The sequence below is a fragment of the Micromonospora sp. WMMD712 genome (genome assembly GCF_029581295.1).
GTDB lineage: Bacteria > Actinomycetota > Actinomycetes > Mycobacteriales > Micromonosporaceae > Micromonospora > Micromonospora carbonacea.
The window spans coordinates 370,031-389,032 of the sequence record NZ_CP120743.1 but is presented as its reverse complement, the minus strand read 5'-3'; the positions used below and the strand labels follow the sequence as shown (position 1 = coordinate 389,032).

General features: G+C 74.6%; 17 protein-coding genes. 5 read left to right on the top strand and 12 right to left on the bottom strand.

Annotated elements, in window-relative coordinates; genetic code table 11:
* The first annotated feature begins 1 nt into the window (after position 1).
* Both O7633_RS01575 and O7633_RS01570 read left to right on the top strand, forming a co-directional pair.
* Positions 2 to 1,222, top strand: a complete 1,221-nt coding sequence (locus O7633_RS01575; protein ID WP_282325569.1) for a Gfo/Idh/MocA family oxidoreductase — start codon at positions 2 to 4, stop codon at positions 1,220 to 1,222.
* Between the two features lie 228 nt (positions 1,223 to 1,450).
* A complete protein-coding gene (locus O7633_RS01570; RefSeq protein WP_282325567.1) occupies positions 1,451 to 2,803 on the top strand; it encodes a pectate lyase in 1,353 nt (450 codons plus the stop codon).
* A 129-nt stretch (positions 2,804 to 2,932) separates the two neighbouring features.
* On the opposite strand, the gene O7633_RS01565 is transcribed toward O7633_RS01570, so the two are convergent.
* On the bottom strand, positions 2,933 to 3,562 hold the full coding sequence (locus O7633_RS01565; protein ID WP_282325565.1) for a DedA family protein: 630 nt from the start codon (positions 3,560 to 3,562) through the stop codon (positions 2,933 to 2,935).
* Between the two features lie 173 nt (positions 3,563 to 3,735).
* Between O7633_RS01565 and O7633_RS01560 the strand changes: the two genes are divergently transcribed.
* Positions 3,736 to 4,494: an HD domain-containing protein gene (locus O7633_RS01560; RefSeq protein ID WP_278134840.1), complete on the top strand. Its 759-nt coding sequence runs from the start codon at positions 3,736 to 3,738 to the stop codon at positions 4,492 to 4,494.
* A gap of 96 nt (positions 4,495 to 4,590) precedes the next feature.
* Here O7633_RS01560 and O7633_RS01555 read toward each other — a convergent pair whose 3' ends face one another.
* A complete protein-coding gene (locus O7633_RS01555; RefSeq protein WP_282325563.1) occupies positions 4,591 to 5,004 on the bottom strand; it encodes a barstar family protein in 414 nt (137 codons plus the stop codon).
* A 170-nt stretch (positions 5,005 to 5,174) separates the two neighbouring features.
* The gene (locus tag O7633_RS01550) at positions 5,175 to 6,416 is read right to left on the bottom strand and encodes a cellulose-binding domain-containing protein (RefSeq protein ID WP_282325561.1); all 1,242 of its coding nucleotides are present in this window, start codon (positions 6,414 to 6,416) and stop codon (positions 5,175 to 5,177) included.
* Positions 6,417 to 6,845: 429 nt separating this feature from the next.
* Here O7633_RS01550 and O7633_RS01545 point away from each other — a divergent pair, with 429 nt between their 5' ends.
* Positions 6,846 to 8,075 carry an MFS transporter gene (locus tag O7633_RS01545; protein WP_282325560.1) on the top strand — a complete coding sequence of 410 codons (1,230 nt, stop codon included), beginning with the start codon at positions 6,846 to 6,848 and terminating at the stop codon, positions 8,073 to 8,075.
* Between the two features lie 331 nt (positions 8,076 to 8,406).
* Positions 8,407 to 10,035 carry a glycosyltransferase gene (locus O7633_RS01540; RefSeq protein WP_282325559.1) on the top strand — a complete coding sequence of 543 codons (1,629 nt, stop codon included), beginning with the start codon at positions 8,407 to 8,409 and terminating at the stop codon, positions 10,033 to 10,035.
* Between the two features lie 51 nt (positions 10,036 to 10,086).
* Here O7633_RS01540 and O7633_RS01535 read toward each other — a convergent pair whose 3' ends face one another.
* From O7633_RS01535 to O7633_RS01495, 9 genes are all read right to left on the bottom strand, one after another.
* Positions 10,087 to 11,061, bottom strand: a complete 975-nt coding sequence (locus O7633_RS01535) for a 2-oxoglutarate and iron-dependent oxygenase domain-containing protein (protein ID WP_282325557.1) — start codon at positions 11,059 to 11,061, stop codon at positions 10,087 to 10,089.
* Complete coding sequence (locus O7633_RS01530; RefSeq protein WP_282325556.1) at positions 11,058 to 12,344, bottom strand: glycosyltransferase; 1,287 nt, start codon at positions 12,342 to 12,344, stop codon at positions 11,058 to 11,060. Before O7633_RS01530 ends, O7633_RS01535 begins: the two co-directional genes overlap by 4 nt.
* A gap of 126 nt (positions 12,345 to 12,470) precedes the next feature.
* On the bottom strand, positions 12,471 to 13,523 hold the full coding sequence (locus tag O7633_RS01525) for a VOC family protein (protein WP_282325553.1): 1,053 nt from the start codon (positions 13,521 to 13,523) through the stop codon (positions 12,471 to 12,473).
* Positions 13,520 to 14,095, bottom strand: coding sequence for an NUDIX hydrolase (locus O7633_RS01520; protein WP_282325552.1), 576 nt, complete (start codon positions 14,093 to 14,095; stop codon positions 13,520 to 13,522). The genes O7633_RS01525 and O7633_RS01520 overlap by 4 nt, the downstream gene beginning before the upstream one ends.
* Entirely contained in the window at positions 14,092 to 14,988 is an 897-nt protein-coding gene (locus O7633_RS01515) for a sugar nucleotide-binding protein (protein ID WP_282325551.1), read from the bottom strand. Before O7633_RS01515 ends, O7633_RS01520 begins: the two co-directional genes overlap by 4 nt.
* Positions 14,966 to 16,033, bottom strand: coding sequence for an ROK family protein (locus O7633_RS01510; RefSeq protein WP_282325549.1), 1,068 nt, complete (start codon positions 16,031 to 16,033; stop codon positions 14,966 to 14,968). Before O7633_RS01510 ends, O7633_RS01515 begins: the two co-directional genes overlap by 23 nt.
* Positions 16,030 to 17,145: a sugar phosphate nucleotidyltransferase gene (locus O7633_RS01505; RefSeq protein WP_282325547.1), complete on the bottom strand. Its 1,116-nt coding sequence runs from the start codon at positions 17,143 to 17,145 to the stop codon at positions 16,030 to 16,032. Before O7633_RS01505 ends, O7633_RS01510 begins: the two co-directional genes overlap by 4 nt.
* Positions 17,142 to 18,422 carry a sedoheptulose 7-phosphate cyclase gene (locus O7633_RS01500; RefSeq protein WP_282325546.1) on the bottom strand — a complete coding sequence of 427 codons (1,281 nt, stop codon included), beginning with the start codon at positions 18,420 to 18,422 and terminating at the stop codon, positions 17,142 to 17,144. The genes O7633_RS01505 and O7633_RS01500 overlap by 4 nt, the downstream gene beginning before the upstream one ends.
* Positions 18,422 to 18,760 carry a DUF4286 family protein gene (locus O7633_RS01495; protein ID WP_282325545.1) on the bottom strand — a complete coding sequence of 113 codons (339 nt, stop codon included), beginning with the start codon at positions 18,758 to 18,760 and terminating at the stop codon, positions 18,422 to 18,424. The genes O7633_RS01500 and O7633_RS01495 overlap by 1 nt, the downstream gene beginning before the upstream one ends.
* Between the last annotated feature and the right edge of the window lie 242 nt (positions 18,761 to 19,002).

Sequence of the window (19,002 nt, the reverse complement as noted above, 5' to 3'; positions counted from 1 at the left end):
CATGAGCGCCGGGGCGACCGGCGCGCCGCCCCGGGTGGCGGTCATCGGCGCGAACGGGCACGGCCGCTGGCACCGCCGGGTGATCGCGCCGCTGCACGAGGCCGGCCGGCTGCGCCTGGTCGCGCTGGTCGACGTACGCCCGATCGAGCCGGAGCCGGCGGCGGCGCTGCCGGCGGACGCGGCGGTCTTCACCGACCACGCGGAGATGCTGGCGGCGGCGAAGCCGGACGTGGTGGTGGTCTGCACCCCGCCGCACACCCACCTGCCGATCGCCCGGGACGTGCTGGCCGCCGGGGCGGACGTGCTGCTGGAGAAGCCGCCGGTGCTGTCGATGGCCGAGCACCGGCTGTTGGCCGCCGCCCTGGCCGAGACGGGCCGGGCCTGCCAGGTCGGTTTCCAGGCCCTCGGCTCGGCGGCGCTTTCCGAGCTGACGGCGGCGGTGGCGGCGGGGCGGCTCGGCACGGTCACCGGCATCGCCACGGTGGCCGCCTGGCAGCGCTCGGACGGCTACTACGCGCGGGCGCCCTGGGCGGGCCGGCGCACGCTGGACGGCCGCCCGGTGCTCGACGGGGCGCTGGCCAACCCGCTCGCCCACGCCGTGATGCAGTGCCTCGCCGTGGCCGAGGCCGTCACCGGCGCGCCGGTGCGGCCGGCGACGATCGAGCTGGAGCGCTACCGGGTGCGCCCCATCGAGGTGGACGACACGGCGGCCCTGCGGGTCGTGCCGCGCGCCGGGCCGCCGATCGTGGCGGCGGTGACCCTGGCCGGCGAGGACTTCGTCGCCGGGGAGGTGCTCGTGACGGGCTCGGCCGGGCGGGCGGTGCTGGAATATCCGACGGACCGGCTGCTGCTGCCCGGCGACGACGCGCCCCGCGAGGTGCCGGGGCGGCGCGGGCTGCTGGAGAACCTGCTGGCGCACCGGGCCGACCCGGCCGGGACGCCGCTGATCGCCCCGCTGGCGCGCACGGCGCCGTTCACGGCCGTGCTGGAGGCGGTCCAGGCCGCGCCCGAGCCGACGCTGCTCGGCGGCGACCTGGTGACCGCGACCGGCCGGGGGCCGGACCGGGTGCTGACCGTGCGGGGCATCAACGCGGCGCTGCGGGCGGCGGCCGCCTCCGGGGCGCTGCTGTCGGAGCTGGGTGTGCCGTGGGCGGTGCCGCCGGTGCGCACCGAACTGGCGCGGGAGGGGGCGGCCGAGGCGGGCCCGGTGCCGGGCCACTGAAAACGCGCTGCAAACGACGGGCGACGGCCGGTCCCGCATATCGGGCGCAACCACCGCGTTCGGGGCCGCGAATGGTCGGGTGAATGCCGCTTGTCACAATTCGGTGCAACATAGCTGCATATAGAAAGCATTGACTCACTTGAGTGATTTTCCTTACGGTCAGTCGTACCGGCGTCCCGTGCCCGTCACGGGATCCGCCGCACCGACAGACCCCTTCGGAGAGTCCTCATGCGTCACCGCATTTCCGGGGCGGCCCTGGTCGCCCTGTCCCTGCTGGTCACACCGGGCGCGGCGGCGGCCGCCCCCGCCGACGCCGCCGGCCCGGTGCCCCGGCCCGTCGAGCGCTTCGCCCGCCAGACGCTGCCGCCCGGCGACGGCTGGGCGGCCGACGGCGTCGGCACCACCGGCGGCTCGGCCGCCGCCGCCGACCAGGTCCACCTCGTGCGCACCCGCGCCGAGCTGGTCGACGCCCTCGGCGGCGACAACGCCACCAACCGCGCCAACGCCACCCCCAAGCTGATCGTCGTCGACGGCGTGGTCGACGGCTTCGAGGCCGCCGACGGCAGCCTGCTCGGCTGCGCCGACCTGGCCGACCCGGAGTACTCGCAGGCGGCCTACCTGGCCGCGTACGACCCGGCGGTCTGGGGCATGGTGCCGCCGACCGGGCCGCTGGAGGCCGCGCGGGTGCGCTCGGTGGCCAACCAGACGAAGCAGACCCAGATCAACGTCGGCCCGAACACCACCATCGTGGGGCTGCGCGGGGCGACGCTGACCGGGCTGACCCTGATGATCGACACCGCGGACAACGTGATCGTGCGGAACCTGACCTTCGACGACGCCCGGGACTGCTTCCCGGCCTGGTCGCCGACCGACGGCGCGACCGGCAACTGGAACTCCCAGTACGACCAGGTCTCGGTGCGCCGCAGCGAGCACGTCTGGGTCGACCACAACACGTTCACCGACGGCGACAACCCCGACAGCGCGCAGCCGGTGTACTTCGGCCGCCCCTACCAGGTGCACGACGGGTCGCTGGACGTCACCCACACCGCCAGCCTGGTCACCGCCTCGTACAACCGGTTCGTCGGCCGGGACAAGCTCATGCTGATCGGCTCGTCGAACACCGTCGGCCCGGACGTCGGCCGGCTCAAGGTGACCCTGCACCACAATATGTTCGACCGCGTGCTCCAGCGGCTGCCGCGCGTGCGGTTCGGCCAGGTCGACGTCTACAACAACTGGTACCGGCTCTCGGGCGAGGGCTTCGAGTACGCCGTCGGCGTCGGGGTGCAGTCCGCCGCGTACGTGGAGAACAACCACTTCACCCTGGGCGCGGGCATCGCCGCCGGGGACCTGCTCTACGACTGGGGCGGCACCGCCGTCACCACCCGGGGCAACTGGGTGCGCGCCGACGGCGACCGGGCCCGCCCGGTCGACCTGGTGGCCGCGTACAACGCGGCCCACGACCCCGACCTGGGCGGCGACGCCGGCTGGACGCCGACCCTGCGGCACGGCCAGGTGCTGCCCGCGCCGCTGGTCCCGCTCGTGGTCGGCGCGCTCGCCGGCGCGAACCGCCTGCCGCTGTGAAAGGAGGGGCCCTTGTTAACGCATACGGTCGAGAAGGGTCCCCTTCTCACCTGACTCGGCGTGCCGGGGCGGGGGCCCCCTCTCTCCCCCGTCCCGGCACGTCGACCCCCCGATCAGGGCGCGCAGGGGTCAGCCCCGGCGCGGCGGGGCGGTCCGGCGGGTCGCCCGGCGGTGCCGCCACAGCCGGACCGTCACCAGGACCACGAGCACGGCCAGCACCGCCTCCCCGCCGAGGCCGAGGCGGCGCTCCAGCAGCCGGTACGAGGCGCCCGCGAGGAACCCGAGCACCGCCACCGCGACCGACCAGAGCACCCCGCCGGCCACGTTGGCCAGGGTGAACGTGGCCCGCGGCACCCCGCTGAGCCCGGCGATCCCCGGCACCAGCGCCCGCAGCGCCGCCGCCCAGCGGCCGATCAGCACGGCGAGCGCGCCCCGGCGGCGCACCAGGTCGAGCGCGCGCCGCAGCTCGCCCGAGCGGACGAACCGCCGGGGCGTGCGCGCCAGCAGCCGGCGGCCGTAGCGGCGGCCGACCAGGTAGCCGGCCTGGTCGCCCAGCACCGCCCCCGCCACGGCGGCCGCGATCACGGCCCACAGCGGCAGCCGCCCGGAGTGCGCCACCACCCCGCCCACCAGCACGGCGATCTCCCCCGGCACGAACAGCCCGAGGAACGTCGACGCCTCCAGCGCGGGAAGCAGGAAGACCAGGGCGAGCACCAGCGCGGGCGGCAACGCCACCAGCACCGCCAGCACCCGGTCCACCCCGATCATTCTGCCCGGCCGGGCCCCGGCGCGGCCCCGTCCGGCCGACTCGCCCGGAGCACCCCCGGACGTGCGCGGCGACCGCCCGACCGGCGACGCCGGGTCGGCCACGGTCGGCGTCACAAGGCCGACGGGAAGGCCCACCGCCGGTGAAGATCAGCTATAAGTGGTGGATGGACTTCCCGCCGTACCTGGCCTCGATGCCCATGCACGCGATCACCGAGATCCACGGAGAGCCGGGCCTGCGGGAACGGTTCCGGCTGGAGATCCACGCGTTCGACGAGGAGGCCCGCGCCCGGCTCACCGCCGCCCTCGACCTCGCCGCCGAGCTGCACCGCGACGACCGGCGGGTGCGCGAGCCGTACCTGAACCACCTGCTGCGGGTCGCGATCCGGATGATGCACCACTATCAGGTGCGCGACGTGGACGTGGTCGTCGCCGGCCTGCTGCACGACGCGGTGGAGGACCACCCGGCGGAGCTGGCGGGCCAGCACCGGGCGGGACCGGCGACCGGCGGCGACCGCACGGCCGCGGCGCTGGCGACGCTCGCCGCGCGGTTCGGCCCGCGGGTCGCGCGGCTGGTCGCCGCGGTCACCAATCCGGCGTACGACCCGGACCGGGACCGGCACGCGCAGTACCGGGAGCACGTGGCGGCCAGCCTGGACCGCGAGCCGTGGGCCCGGGTCGTCAAGGTCTCCGACTTCACCGACAACGGGGTCGGGTTGATCCACACCGTCGGGCCGCGGGTCTACTCCCTGGCGGCGAAGTACCGCCCGCTTGTGCCGGTCCTGCGGGAGCTGGTCGCCCGGCCGGACACCCCGCTCGCGCCGGAGGTCAAGGAGCACATCTTCGGCCAGCTCGACCTCGCCGAGGAACGCTTCGCGGCGATCCTCGACGAGCCGGTGGAGGCCGGGGCCCCGACCGGCCGGTGAGCCCGCGGGCCCGGGGGGCGCGGGCTCCGGTGCGACCCGCCCAGCGGCGCGGCAGGGCGCCGGTCGGCTCAGCGGCCCGGCAGGGCGCCGGTCGGCTCAGCGGCCCGGCAGGGCGCGCGTCGTGCGGCGGCGCACGTCCGACACGCGTTCCGGTGCGTCCCGCAGCACCACGCGCAGCGGGTGCGGGGCGTCACCGGCGGCACCGCCGAGGACCGCCAGGAGCAGGCCGAGGTGGCCGACGGGTTCGTCGGCGAGCAGCTGCGCGGCCTCGTCGACCACCAGGGTCAGCGGGCCGGCGTCGAGCCGGTCGCGCAGGCTGTCGGCGAGCGCGTCCCAGTTGCGCCCGACGTGGCCGGGCAGGTCGAGCGCGCCGACCAGCGCCGTGAACAGGCCGGACCGGCTGCGGGCGCTCGCCGCCACCAGCACGGCCCGCTCCCCCGACGCGTCCGTGGGGCCGGTATCCGCGATGCTCAGCCACGACGGCAGCCCGATGGCGTACCCCTCGGTCATGGTGCCCTCCCCGGTGCGGCGCCGGACCGCGCGGACCGGCGCCGGGGAACAGTCTGGGCCCGGCGGGCCGGCGCGGGCCAGGGGCGGCGGGGGAACTGATCCGCACACGGCGGTGAAATCCGCGCCAACGCGGGTCGGGCGGCCCGGTCCGGGCCGCCCGACCCGGGCGGTCAGCAGCCGATCCGGCTCGCCCCGACCGCGACGTCGTCGAACCAGAGGGTGTCGGCCCCCTCACCGTAGCTCTCCCAGCCCAGCCGCAGGTCGGTGAGCTGCGGACGCCACGTGCGGTTGAGCCACTGCCCGTCGATGTCGTGGGTCGGGGTGCCGTCCACGGTCAGGCCGGTGACCGCCGTGCCGTCGACCCAGGTGTTCAGCCGGCCCTGCGCGCCGTCGACCATGAACTCGACGCAGGACCAGCGGTTAGTGGCCAGTGGCAGGCTCAGCGCCACCCCGGACGGGCTCTGCTCCGGCAGCGTCGCGTCGTCGGAGGCCCGGTTCCACTGGAGCGCGCCGTTCTGGCCGCCCATCCGCAGGTCCTTGCCGCCGTCGGCGGAGTCGGCCATGGCCAGGAACGTGACGTGCGAGGTGGGCAGAGCGGTGGTGTGCCGCACCCAGAGCCGGGCGTAGCGGACCGCGCCGAGGGTGCTCAGGCCCTTGGTGGTCCGGGCGAACACGTGGTTGCAGTAGCCGACCGTGCCGTTGATGCGCAGCGAGCGGCTGCCGCTGTGCGTCGTGGCGGTGTCGATCGCCGCCGTGCCGGTGCCGGAGCAGTCGGGGTTGACCACCGCCCAGTCGCCGGACGGCGTCGACCCGGTCTGGTTCTCGAATCCGTCGCAGAGCACGGCCGTGCCGCAGCCGGCGGGCGGCGGGGTGGTGGGCGGCGGCGTCGTGGGCGGCGGGGTGGTCGGGGGCGGCGTCGTGGGGGGCGGGGTGGTGGGCGGCGGCGTCGTCGGGGGCGGCGTGGTCGGCGGCGCGGTCGTCGTCGGAGGCGGGGTCGCGCCGTTGCACGGTACGCCGTTGAGCGCGAACCCGGTCGGCCCGGCCGTGTTCGCGCCGACGGTGCCCTGGACGCCGAACTCGGTCGACCCGCCCGCCGGGACGGAGGCGTTCCAGGCGACGTTGCGGGCGGTCACCGCCGCGCCGGACTGGCTGACCTCGGCGCTCCAGCCGTTGGTGATCCGCTGGTCGCCGCCCCACGTCCAGGTGACGGTCCAGCCGTTGACGGCGGTGTCGCCGGGGCTGATCCGGATGTTGGCGGTGAAGCCGCCGGTCCACTGGTTGGGCACGTAGTCGATCCGGCAGCCGGCGGCGGCGGTCGCGGGGGCGGTGGGCAGGCCGACGCCGGCCAGGGCGGCGGCCAGGACCGCCCCGGCGGCGACGATCGGGGTGAGACGGGCGCGGGAGATCCTCATCGGGTTCCTTCCGGGGGTGTGCCGCCGCACGGGCGCGGAGCGTGGCCGACGGCGGCACGGGGGAACTGCGGGAACGCTCGCATGGCGGCGCGACCGGCGGCGCGACGCGGATGCCCGGCTCCGGGCGGACCATCAGCCGTCGGGCCGGTCGGCGATCGACGGCACGGCGGCGCCCGTCGACCAATCTAGTGATGCCCACCGATGGATAGCAAGGTGGCGGCAGCGCGCCGACCGCCGCCGGGGCCGCGGGCGCGCCCGGCATGCGGACCGGGCCCTACCGCCGGCCCGGGTCGCGTCGCCACGTCGGCGATAACCGGCCCCGGATCCATTCCCGTCAACCGGATTCGCCGTCGAAACCCGCGCTGTCGGCTCGTGGCGTATCCCTGCCGGGCACGGTAGTGTCGGGGCCTGCCTTGGGTAGGGGGCCCTGTGGACAACGCACCAGTCGACCGCCGTCGGATTCGTCGCGGGAGAATCGCCACGTCCCTGGCGTTCCTGCTCTTCGGAACAGCGCTCGGGGTGTGGACGGCGCGGATTCCGGCGGTGAAGGAGAAGCTCGGGCTCAGTGACGGCCGGTTGAGCGTCGCGCTGCTGGCCTTTGCGGCCGGCTGCATCGTCGGCATGGCGATGCTCGGTCGCCTCACCGACCGTTTCGGCAGCACCCGGGTGTTCATTCCGTCGGCGATCCTGGAAGGGGTGCTGCTCGTCCTTCCCGGATACAGCGACACCCTGGTGGTCCTGTCGGTCACCCTGTTCCTCTTCGGGGCGACGCACGGCACGCTGAACATCGCGATGAACGCCAATGCGCTTGAGGTGCAGCGGGCCTGGGGAAAACCGATCATGTCGTCGTTCCACGCCATCTACAGCATCGGCGGTTTCCTCGGGGCCATCGTGGGCAGCTTCTTCGCGCGCAGCGGGGCCAGCGTCGGCGTCACCTTCCTCACCGTCGGCGCGGGGGTGCTGGTGCTGGCCGTCTGGGCGGCGCTGTGGGTGCTGCCCGCGGCGGACGCCCCCGAGGCCTCCGCCGGCTCGCCGACCGCCGAGCAGGGGCCTTCCCGCCGTTCCCTGCTGCTGGTCTTCTTCGGCGTGCTGGTGCTGTGCACGCTCGTCGGCGAGGGCGCGGCCGCCGACTGGAGCGCCGTCTACCTGCGGGACAACCTGGAGACGAGCCCCGGCTTCGCCGCGTACGGATTCGCCGCGTTCTCGATCATGATGACGGTGGGCCGGCTCTTCGGCGACCGGCTGGTGCGCGCCCTGGGACCGGTCACGCTGGTGCGGTTCAGCGGCGCGCTCGCGGCGTGCGGCCTGGGCGCGGCACTGCTGGTGCACCACCCGGTCGCCGGCGTCGTCGGGTTCGGGCTGCTGGGTGCCGGCCTGTCGTGCATCGCCCCGCAGGTCTACTCCGCGGCCGGGAACCAGGATCCGAGCCGCGCCGGCCGGGCCCTGTCGACCGTGGTCAGCATCGGCTATCTGGGATTCCTGTTCGGCCCTATTCTCATCGGTGCCGCAGCGACCGTGGTGGGATTGCCGTCGGCGTTGTGGATTCCCGTGGTGCTGGCAGTTTTCGTCGCGGCGGGCGCCACCGCGATGCGGGCACCGAGCCGCGCCGGCGAGAAGCAGGACAATGCCCCGGTCCCGTCAGCGGGGGTCGAGCGCTGACGGTTGTCCGCCGGGGACGGATGTCACCTGGAAGGAACCGCGCTTGCACATCATCGAATGCCATTTCGAGTGCACCGGATTCGACGACTCTCTGGTACAGGCGGGCACCTCCGTCTATCTGTGGAATCTGCTCCGGCAGTTCCGTGACCGAGGGCACCGGGTCACCGCGTTGACCGCGGCGCACGGGCTGATCCCACTCCTGCGGCGGAACCACGACGTCGTCGAGACGGATTGGCGGTCCACCGGCGAGATAACCATTCCGGTCGACCCCGAAAGATGGCCGGGTCATCCCGGTGGCGTCACGGTGGACGGATCCGCGCGCGCCTATCGGATGACCGTCGAGGGAATCGACGTGATCCTGCTCGGCAACGAGATTCTCGACTCCCACACCGACACGCTGCACCCACCGGCGGCCGCCGAGGGGACGGACCCGACGTTCCTCAAGCCGCTGGTGTTCCAGATCCTCGCCGCCCGCTTCCTCTCCGGCCAGGAAACCGCGCAGACCGTCGTGCACCTGCACGAGCCCGTCCTGCACCACCTGCTGCCCGCGGCGCTGTCGGCGTACGGCTTCCCCGTCGTCTCGACCGTGCAGACGAACCTTCCGGTCAACACCAAGGTCTACGCGCCGCAGGCCCGGGCCCTGCTGCGCGACCTCGACGCCGACCCCACGGTCGTCGACGGGCTCGCGGACCCGCCCCTGGACGCGCCGCTGCACCGGGCCATGCGGGCGTTCCTGCCGCAGACCCTGCTCTACCGCGACCAGCCGCAGCGGCCGGGGCACGACTACGTCAGCGCGCTGGCCCTGGTGGCCCGCTCGGCAGACGCCGTGGACTTCCTCTCCGAGGGGCAGCTCGAACACGCCCTCACCCAGGCCGAGACGCCGTTCGCCCAGCTCTTCGCCGAGCTGGCCGTCCGCCGCGAGCTGTGGTCGCGGGCGGACCGGCTGATGGTCGGCGGGTGCGCCATCGGCGACGAATGGCTGGACGTGGCGCGCGACGACGAGCGGCGGCGGCGGACCCTGACCGCGCTCGGCCTCGACCCGGCGCTGCCGACCGTCTACCACAACGGGCGGTACTCGGTGGAGCACAAGGGGCTGCGGGAGCTGTTCCGGGGGGCGCGGCGGCTGCTGGACGAGGGCGAGCGCTTCAACCTGCTGCTGCACTGCCTCGCCCCGCACCCGCCGCAGGACGCCGACCTCGCCGCGCTGGCCGCCGACCACCCCGGGCAGGTCCGGATCCGCACCGGGCCGATGGCGCCCGCGGAGCTGATGGACTGGGCTGCCTCCAGCGACCTGTGCGTGTTCCCGGCGAAGTTCGAGATGGACACCTTCCTGATGGCGATGGGCGAGGCCATGGCCAGCGGCGCCGTGCCGGTCGCCACGGCGCAGCGGGGCATGCGCCACTTCCGGCACTCGTTCGACCTGGACGCGCCGACGGCGACCGGGCTCGCCCTGCCCCGCTCCTTCCGGGTCGCCGACCCGGACCTGACCGACGCGGTGCACGACGGCCTGGCCCGCATGCTGGCGCTGGTCCGCGCCGGGTCGCCGCTGGTCGACACGCTCCGCTCGCGGGCCGTGGCGACCGCCCGCGAGTTCACCTGGTCCCGGGCCGCCGACCGGTTCCTCGCCGTGTTCGCGGCGTGCGTCGCGGGCACCTGGCCCGGCGGGCGGTCGGGCCCCGACGTCCTGCCGCCGACGTCCTCCCCCGGCCACGACGGTGGCGTCGGCACGGCGGTCGCCGGCCCGGACGGGGTCTCGGTGCGCTGGGCCCACCCCGAGGCGGCCCGGGTGGAGCTGGTGTATCCGGGTGACCCCGTGGCGGTGGTCGCGCTGGACCGGCAGGACGACGGTTCGTTCGCCGGCCTCGGCCCGGCGACCGCGGGCCCGGTGGCCGTGCTGGTGACCTGCCGGGACGGCCGCTGCGTGTGGGCCGGCGTCCCGGTCGCGGCCACGACCGGCTGACGCACGGCCGGGGACGGGGCGTGTGCCCCGTCCCCGGCCGTGCGTGGCGCGTCAGTCGGCGAGGGTGAGGGTGACCCCCACCTTCTCCAGGATCGACTCGCCGGCGACGACCGGCGCCATGCCCTCGCCGCCACCGGCGGGCGGGGCGAGCGGGCGCACCTCGGCGTCCGGGTCCGCCTCGAAGAAGAAGACCAGCGACACCAGTTCCTCGTCGGGGTCGCTGGCCGGGGGCGCCAGGACGCGGTGGCGCAGCGCCCGCCACCGGCCGTCGGTCCACAGGTTCATCATGTCGCCCAGGTTCACCACCAGCGTGCCGGGCACGAACGGCGGCTTGAACCAGCCGTCCTCGGCGTTCCACGCCTCCAGCCCGCCGACGCCCTGCTGCCGGTCGAGGAAGGTGATCGTGCCGAAGTCGGAGTGCGGCCCGACCCGCATCTGGCCCTCCTCCAGCCGCCCCACCGCCGACAGCGGCGGGTACCAGTTGACGTTCTGCGTCCACGTCGCCCGCTGGGAGCGGGAGGTGAAGTGGTCGGCCGGGACGCCGAGGGTGACGGCGAGGACCTCCAGGACCTCCAGCGCGAGCCGGTTGAGGTGGCCGGTGTACTCGGTGGCGACCTCGCGCAGCTCCGGCAGCTCCGTCGGCCACTTGTTGTCCGGGTAGTAGAGCCAGTCGAACCTCGCGTCCCCGGTCCGGTGCTGGGGGCCCATGTGGTACGCCTCGTGCAGGTCGGGGGCGCTGACCATGCCGTCCACCGCGCTGGCCTGCAACGCGCCCAGGCCCCGCCACCCGTTGTCGTACGGGCGGCTGACCGCGTAGCGGCGCTTCTGCTCGGGGGTCAGCCGCATGAACGCGTGCCCGACGGCGCGCATCCGCGCGGTCAGGTCGGCCGGCACGCCGTGGCCGGCGAGGAGGAACATGCCGGTCTGCCGGAGCGCGGCGTCCAGCTCGGCCGACGTCCGGGCTCGCTCGTCCGGGTCCGCCGACCGCCAGCGCGTCAGGTCGAGGGTGGGGATTGCGGTTGTCATGCGCTGCTCGCCTCTCGTTCGGTGATGCCGGTCATGACCTGGGTCGCGAGTCGCACCTCGCCGTCGTAGGAGGCGGGCGCGGGGCCGTCGACGAAGCGCTTCGGGTCGCCGATCGGCGTCTCGGCCCGCCAGGTCAGCGCGGGGATGTGGGCGTTGATGAGTTCGCCGTCGGCGCGCAGCAGCGCCGACGACGGGTGGTACATGTGCAGCAGCGGGTCGTCGTAGGAGTCGAACGCCGAGTTGGTGTCCATCCGGTAGCTGAAGTCGTTGTCCTCGCCGCCCCAGCCCTCGAACCGCTCGTCCATGCCGTCGATGCGCAGGAACGCCGACTTGCGCACCCAGACACAGCAGCCGGGCGGGCGGCGCAGCACGAAGGCCCGTAGCCGGTCCGGGTCGACCTGGGCGCTGCCCTGGGCCAGCCGCTGCTCGATGGCGTAGGCGGTGGACTCGGCGTCGAGGCACCACATGTCGCGGTAGCTGAGGTGGCCCATGGTGCCGGGGCGGTTGAACCGGCGCGCGTTGCGGGCGACGAAGTCGCGGTCGGCCAGCACGTCCGCGTCGAGGATGCACACCACCTCGGGGTCGCCGGGGGCGTTGACCACCCCCACGTTGACCGCCCACGACTTGTTGAACAGGCCGTCCTTGTGCACCCACAGGTAGTCGTCGGCGTACGGCTCGATCACCTGCTGCGAGCGCGGCTCGGTGTCGGCCTCGACGACGAGGACCCGGTACTCCTCGCGCGGCGCGGACTGGTCGCGCAGCGAGGCGAGGCAGGCGAGCAGGTTGCGCAGCCGGGTCCGGTCGGGCGTCCGGTCCCGGAACGGGACGACGACGAGGATCTGGGCGCGTGCCGGGTCGCCCGGCGGGGGCCCCGGCGGGAGGGTGCGCAGCTCCTCGAAGGACGCCCAGCGCCGCACCGGCCGGGTGCCGTACAGCGCGCCGAGGTGGCTGCCGAGGCGGCAGTTGGACTCGGCCCGCCAGCCGTGGGCGAACAGCGCGGCCACCTTGTCCGACGGCGGCGCGGCGGCCAGCGCGGTCAGGGCCCGGTGCAGGGCGGCGTACGCCCGGGGGTTGCGGGTGTCGGCGAGCAGGGCCTCGGCCAGCCGGCGGACCTCGGCGTCGTCGACGTCGCGCACCGCGTCCACCACGGCCCGGGTGTAGGGGCGTCCGCGTTCCCAGTAGAAGATGCTGGACTCGGGCGCCTGCGGGTCGGCGGCGACGACCAGGCTGTCGGCGACGGCCGACGCGAGGGTCTGCGGATGCGACGGTTGGACGAGGGACATCGTCAACTCCCCGGGTAGTGGCCGAAGGTCGGGCCGGTCATCGGGCCGCCCGGATGGCGGGACCGGGCGGGCGTCCGACGCCGGTGCCGCGGCGGGGGCGCGCGGCGTCGACGCCGGCGGCGCGGGTCACCGGTCCGTCCAGCTCAGGGCGCCGGCCGGGGCCCGCCGTGCCGCGGTGGTCCGCTCGTAGGGCAGCGCGCCGTCGGGCATCCGGACGACCTCGACGTGCAGGCCGATCGGGCTGCGCACGTAGACCCACCGGTCGCCGGCGATCGGCCCGTCGTCGATGGTCTCGGGCGCGCCCAGGACGGTGAACCCGGGACGGGCCGCGAGGTGACGCGCGGCGGCGTCGACGTCGCGGACGTGCACGGCGAGGTGCCGGCCGCCGACGTCGCAGTTGCGCGGCGGCGGGACCGCCCGGTCGGTGCCGGCGAAGGTCCGCAGCTCCACGTTGTCGGTGGGGCCCATCCGCAGGGTGGCGACCTCCACCGGGCCGTCGGGGTCGGTCTCGGCGGCCCGGTGCAGCAGCTCTCCGCCGAGCACGTCGGCGAACACGGCGAGCGCCTCGTCCAGGTCGGCGACGGTGTAGCCGATGTGGTCCACCCCACGCAGCCCGGTGATCGGCGGCGGACCGGGCGGAGCGCCGTCGCGGTTGGTCCAGGGCCCGTCCGGGCGGTGCCGGGCCGCCGGGTCGGTGGCCCCGGGCGGCGGCGACCGCAGCTCGAACGCCAGCCCCCACGGCGTACGGAAGCGGGCCCGGCACGCCCCGGCGAGCGGTGACCGCCCCCCGGCGGCCTGGACGGGGCCCTGCGGGGTGAGCCCGCTGAGCCGGTGCACGGCGGCGGCGGCCTCGGCGACGTCGGCCACGAGGAAGCCGAGGTGCTGGTGGCCGGGGTCGTGCCGGCGCGGCGGCGTGGTGGCCTGCCCGGCGACGGCGTACTGGAAGAGTTCGAGGTTGGTGGTGGGGCCGAGGCGGATCAGCGCGATCTCCGCCGTGGCCCGGGGCGGCACGTCGAGGTGCTCGCTCATCCAGTCGTCGCTGCGGGCCAGCGGCGGCAGGCGGTACACGACCTCGCCGCCGAGGACGTCGACGGCGAACGCGGTGGCCGCGTCGAGGTCGGCGACCGTGAGCGCCACGTGGTCGACGCGCTGCGCGCCGGGTATGCCGGGGCCGGTCATCGGTATCTCCCGTCGAGCAGGGTGAGCGCCGCCAGCGAGACGGCGTCGGTGAAGCTGCCGTCGGCGACGAGCTGCCGCAGCTCGGCGTGGGTCACGAACCGGTGCACCAGGTCGCTCTCGCTGGCCTCCCGCGCGGGCGGCCCGGCGACCAGGTCGGTGGCGAGGAAGATGTGGCAGCCCTGGCTGGCGTAGCCGTACGCCACGTGGACTCGGCCGAGGTGGCGCATGCTGCCGGCGGTCAGGCCGGTCTCCTCGCGCAGTTCGGCGGCCGCGAGCTCCTCGGCGCTGCGCCCGCCGGCCGGTTCGGGCCACGAGCCCTGCGGGAACTCCCAGTACCGACCGCCCACCGGGTAGCGGTACTGCTCGACGAGGTGGAACCCGTCCGGCTCGGCCGGGACGACGAGGGCGAAGTCCGGCTTGTCGACCACGCCGTAGACGCCGCGGGAGCCGTCGGGGCGTTCCACGGCGTCCTCGCGCACCGTCATCCAGGCGTTGCGGTAGACGGTGCGGCCGGTGATCCGGCGGGTCACCGGGCCACCCGGGGCGCCCACCGGGCCGTCCGGGGCGCTCACCGGGCCGCCCACACGCCGTCGGCGACCAGGAGCCGGGCGGCCTCGCGGACGCCCCGGACGGTCACGCCGGCGGTGGCGGGGGTCCGGGACAGCAGGGTGCTGGTCAGGCAGGTGTTCTCCGGCCGCCCCGCGTAGCGTCCGGCGGCGCGCGGCTCGGCGACGACGAGCCCCGGGTCGACGCCGAGCTCCGCCGCGATGAGCAGCGCCCAGCCGGCGCGCGAGATCCGGTCCGGTCCGCCGAGGTGCAGCAGCGGGAGGTCGCGGGCGGCCAGCACGGCGGCCGTCACCGCGGCGACGTCGTCGACCAGCACCGGGGTGGTCCACTGGTCGTGGGGGACGGCCACCGGTTCCCCGGCGAGCAGGCGGTGCGCGCAGGCCGCGAAGAAGTTGAGCCACTTGGCGCTGTCCGCCGGCTCCCAGCCGTAGACGAGGCTGACCCGCAGCACGGTGGCGGCGGCGTGCCCGGCGAACACCTGTTCGGCGGCGAGCTTGGCGCGGCCGTAGGCGTTCGGCGGGGCCGTCGGCGTCGACTCTGCGCAGTCGGGCCGGCTGCCGTCGAAGACGTTGTCGGTCGAGATGAGCACCACCCGGCGGTCACCGGCGGCGGCGAGCATGTTGCGGGCCGCCGTCCGGTGGCCGGCCATCGCCTCGCCCGGGTGCCGGTCGCACCAGGTCACGTCGGACGGACCGTGGACCAGCACCACCTGCTCGGCCGCCGTGTCGGCGAACACGCGGGCGCAGGAGGCCGGGTCCGTGACGTCGAGCGGGGTCCACGGGGCCGCCGCGTGCTGCGGCGGGTGTCGGGACGCGAGGACGGGTCGCTCGCCCGCGCGGGCGAGCCGGTCGGCCACCGCCCTGCCGACGAATCCACTACCAACGATCAACGTACGCATGCGCGGCCTCCGCTGCGAGTCGGGGATCCGCGCCGGCCGCGGCGAGCATCCGGCCGACACCGATCAGGCTGTGGTCGTCGTCGGCCGCGCCCAGCATGAGCATCGCGCGCACCTGGGGCGGGGTCAGGCCGAAACAGCCCAGTTCGGTGAGTTCGTCGCCGAGGATGTCCACGAACGGCTGCCCCACGGCGACCGCGAAGCCGCCGATGAAGATGTACCGGCGGATGCCGATCGAGGAGAAGACGCTCGCCACCGCCAGCGCGAGCGGCCGGAGCGCAGCGCGCAGGACGTCGACGGCGAAGCCGTCCCCGCGCCGCACGGCCCCGGCGACGGCCTCGTTCGTGATGCCCTCCGGGCGGCCCGCCGACGACGCGGCCAGCGCCGAGCCGGCGAACTCGCCCGGCCGCTGCCGGGCGGCGACCCGCACGGCCCGCAGGATGCCGCGTCCGGAGGCGATGCCGCCGAGGTGTCCGCGACCGCCGCAGTCGCACGGCGGGGCGGTGCCGCTCCAGTCGACCCGCCAGTGGCCGAGTTCGCCGCCGAAGCCGGCGTCGTCGACGAGCACCTCGCCCCGGCGGAAGACCTTGCTGCCGACGCCCGAGCTGACGGTGAACAGGCAGAAGGCGTCGTCCTCGGCGCGGGCGTAGCGCCACGCCGCCGCGGTGATGTCGTTGACGGTCAGCACCGGGAGCCCGAGCCGCGCGCCGAGGTGGGCGTTCAGCGCCACCGACCCGCCGCCCTCGCCCCAGATGGTCGGGGCGGCGAGGGCGACGCCGTCGGCGGTGGTCGGCCCGGCGAACGACAGGCCCACCGCCCGGCTCCCGGCGGCCTCGGACCTGACGAGGTACGCGGCGAGTTCCGTGGCGAGCTGACCCAGCACCCGCTGCTGGAGCTCGGCCGCGGGGGCGTCGGGATAGCGGGCCAACCCGTCGGTCGCGACGCGGCGCACCCCCCGTACGACGGGGTCGCCCGCCGTCACGTGCCCGATTCGCAGGGTCGTCCCGCCGATGTCGGCGACGACGAACAGGCCGCCCCGGTCGGTCATCGGTGGGCCTCGGCGGCGGCATCGGCGGCGCACTGCGCGACGGCGCCGTCCTCCAGGACGATCGCCCCGTCGATCCGGGCCCCGGCCGCCACCGTCGCCCCCGGCAGCAGCACGCTGTCGTGCACCACCGCGCCCGCGCCCACGCGGGCGCCGGGGTAGACGACGCTGTGCGTGATCTCGCCGTGGTTGACCAGGTCGGCCGGGACGAGCGAGCGACGGATCCCCGGCGCCTCGTCGACCATCCGCCGCGCGACCTCCGGCCGCACGGTGGCGGGCAGGTCGGCGAGGGGGATCGACGGCGGCCGCGCCAGCAGCGAGCGGTGCGCCAGGTGGTAGCGGTCGACGGTGCCGATGTCCTCCCAGTAGCCCGGCACCCGGTGGCCGCGGATGAGCTCCCCGCCGGCCAGCATGGCGGGGATCACGTCGCGGCTGATGTCGTGTTGCCAGGCGGTGCCGGCGAGCTGCTCCAGGTAGCGGCGCAGGATCCGGGCGTCGAACAGGCAGAACGCCGCGAACACCAGGTCGCTCGTGGGCTCGGCGGGCTTCTCGACGAACGCGGTGAGGTGGCCGGCGTCGTCGAACTCGACCATGCCGAACAGGCGCACGAAGCGGCGTTCGATCCGCTGGTACGCGACCGTCAGCGCGGCCTTCGACGCCCGGTGCTCACGCAGCATGCCCCGGTAGTCGAAGCGGTACACGTGGTCGGCGTGCAGCACCAGGATGTCGCGGGGCGCGCCGCCGAAGACCCAGCGTTCCTTGCTGATCAGGGCGTCTGCGGTGCCCCGCTCGGCGGGCCAGGTCCGTTCCGGCAGGGCGGCCGGGAGGGTGCCGGGCGCGGCGCGGCGGTACGCCTCGTCGTAGGGCCCGAAGTGGGCGCGGAACCCCGGTGTGCGGTTCCAGACCCGGTGCAGGTCGTCCATCAGCATGCGTTCCTCGTACTGCGACAGCAGCAGCACCTCGTCGAGGCCGGAGTCGCAGGCGTTGCGCAGGCTGAAGTCGATCAGCCGGCTCGTCCCGCCGAACGGGATCAGCGGCTTGAGCCGGCCGGCGCCCAACGGGCCCATCCGCTCCCCCCGGCCGCCGGCCAGCAGCACCGCGCGTACGCCGTTCATCCGTGGCTCCCCTGCGTCGGCGCGGACGGGGCCGCCGCCATCGACGTCCAGTTCGGCTCCAGGCCGGCCAGGGCCGCGGTCAGCTCCGCGGGGGTCACGTCGTCGACGAAGCGGGCCTGGCCGATGCCGGCCGTGAGGGGGATGAGCTGCCGGCCGTCGCGGTGGCGCACCGTGTCGGCCAGCGCCTCGGTGAGCAGCTCGGTGGAACAGACCGGATGCCAGGTCGGCAGGCCGAGCTCGCCCAGGACCCGGCGCGCGCGGGTCAGCTCCTCGGGGGAGAGCAGGCCGCGGTGGTGGGCGAGCACGAGCGACAGCGCCATGTCCACGGCGACGGCCTCGCCGTGCAGCAGCTCCGGAAGCGCCCGCATCTCGATCACCGGCGAGAACGAGTGGCCGTAGTCGACGACCCGTTCGAGCTGGTGTTCCCAGAGGTTCGGCTGCAACTCCTGGAGCATGCCGCCGATCGCGAGGCGGATCACGGCCAGCGCCGCCGCGCCGCCGTCGGCGCTGTCGGCGGGCTGCATCCGCTCGGCGACGATGCGGGCGCCGTGGTCGGCGAGGAGCTCGAACAGGCGGCGGTCCTTGATCAGCGCCATCTTGAGCACCTCGGCGAGCCCGTTGCGCAGGTGCCGCGCGGGCAGCGTGGCCAGGAAGCCCGGGTCGATCAGCGTGGTCGCGGAGGGGTGGTACGTGCCGAGCCGGTTCTTGTGGTCGCTGAAGTTGACGCCGGTCTTCGAGCCGATCCCGGCGTCCACCATGCCGATCAGGGTGGTCGGCACCCGCACGTACGGCGTCGAGCGGCGGTAGAGGCTGGCGGCGAGCCCGACGATGTCGGTGAGCACTCCCCCGCCCACCGCGATGACCGGCTCGCGGCGTCGGGCCACGCCGAACGCGTCCATGGCCGACACCACGCGGAACACCGACGCCATCGTCTTGCGGCGCTCGTCGGCCTCGATGACGCACAGCTCGTAGGTCACCCGGTGGGCCTCGAGGTAGGCCCTGATGCGTTCGCCGAACAGGACGTCCACCTGGGAGTCCAGCACGACGAGGCGGCGTCGGCCGGGGCCGCCGTCCGCGCTCGCGGCGGTCACCATCAGGTCGGAGGCCGGGTCGAGCAGCCCCCGGCACAGGCGCACCTCGTAGCTCACCGCCTGCGAGGCGTCGACCCGCCAGCTCGGGTTCTCGTCGTGGTCCAGGGTCGACAGCCCGTTGCCGGTGGCGGACTGCCCTTCGGATACCGGTGTCGTCGATTCGATGAGTCCGTCCTCCGTCGTCACTACGGTTGCCCTGGTGTCACCATCGGGGTCACTGCGGTCAGCAGCTCGACGGTGACGCTGGCCGGGTCGAGGGCCGGCGTGGTCGACATCGTTGGTCGTGCCTTCTCGAACCGCTCCATGGTGGCCGCGACGTCGTCGGATTCGAGCTCGTAGATCGCGACGTACCGCCGGCGTTCGCCAGGGGCCTGCGGGAGGATAAAACGCTGCGCCCCGACGAAACCGGGGACAGCGAGAACCTCGGCGAGATGAACACGGTCGTACCAGTGATTGAACTCGTTCTCACAACCGTGGAACGGACTGGTGTGGATCAGCAGCAGGTGACGATTGTTCACGGCCATCGCGCATTACTCCAACTATGACAGGGATGGCGGTTACGTGGCCTGGATCGCCGGGATCGACAGCAATATCCATGATATGCAGACAAGGACCATAACCGATCGACCCGCACCCGGCAATGCTCCACCAAAAAGGATCTAGCCGGCACCCGTCGACGCCGACCACATACACCTGACCAGCAAAACCATTCTAAAATATTGACACGCAGCTATTGTTGCTGAATCATGCACGACCATGGATCATT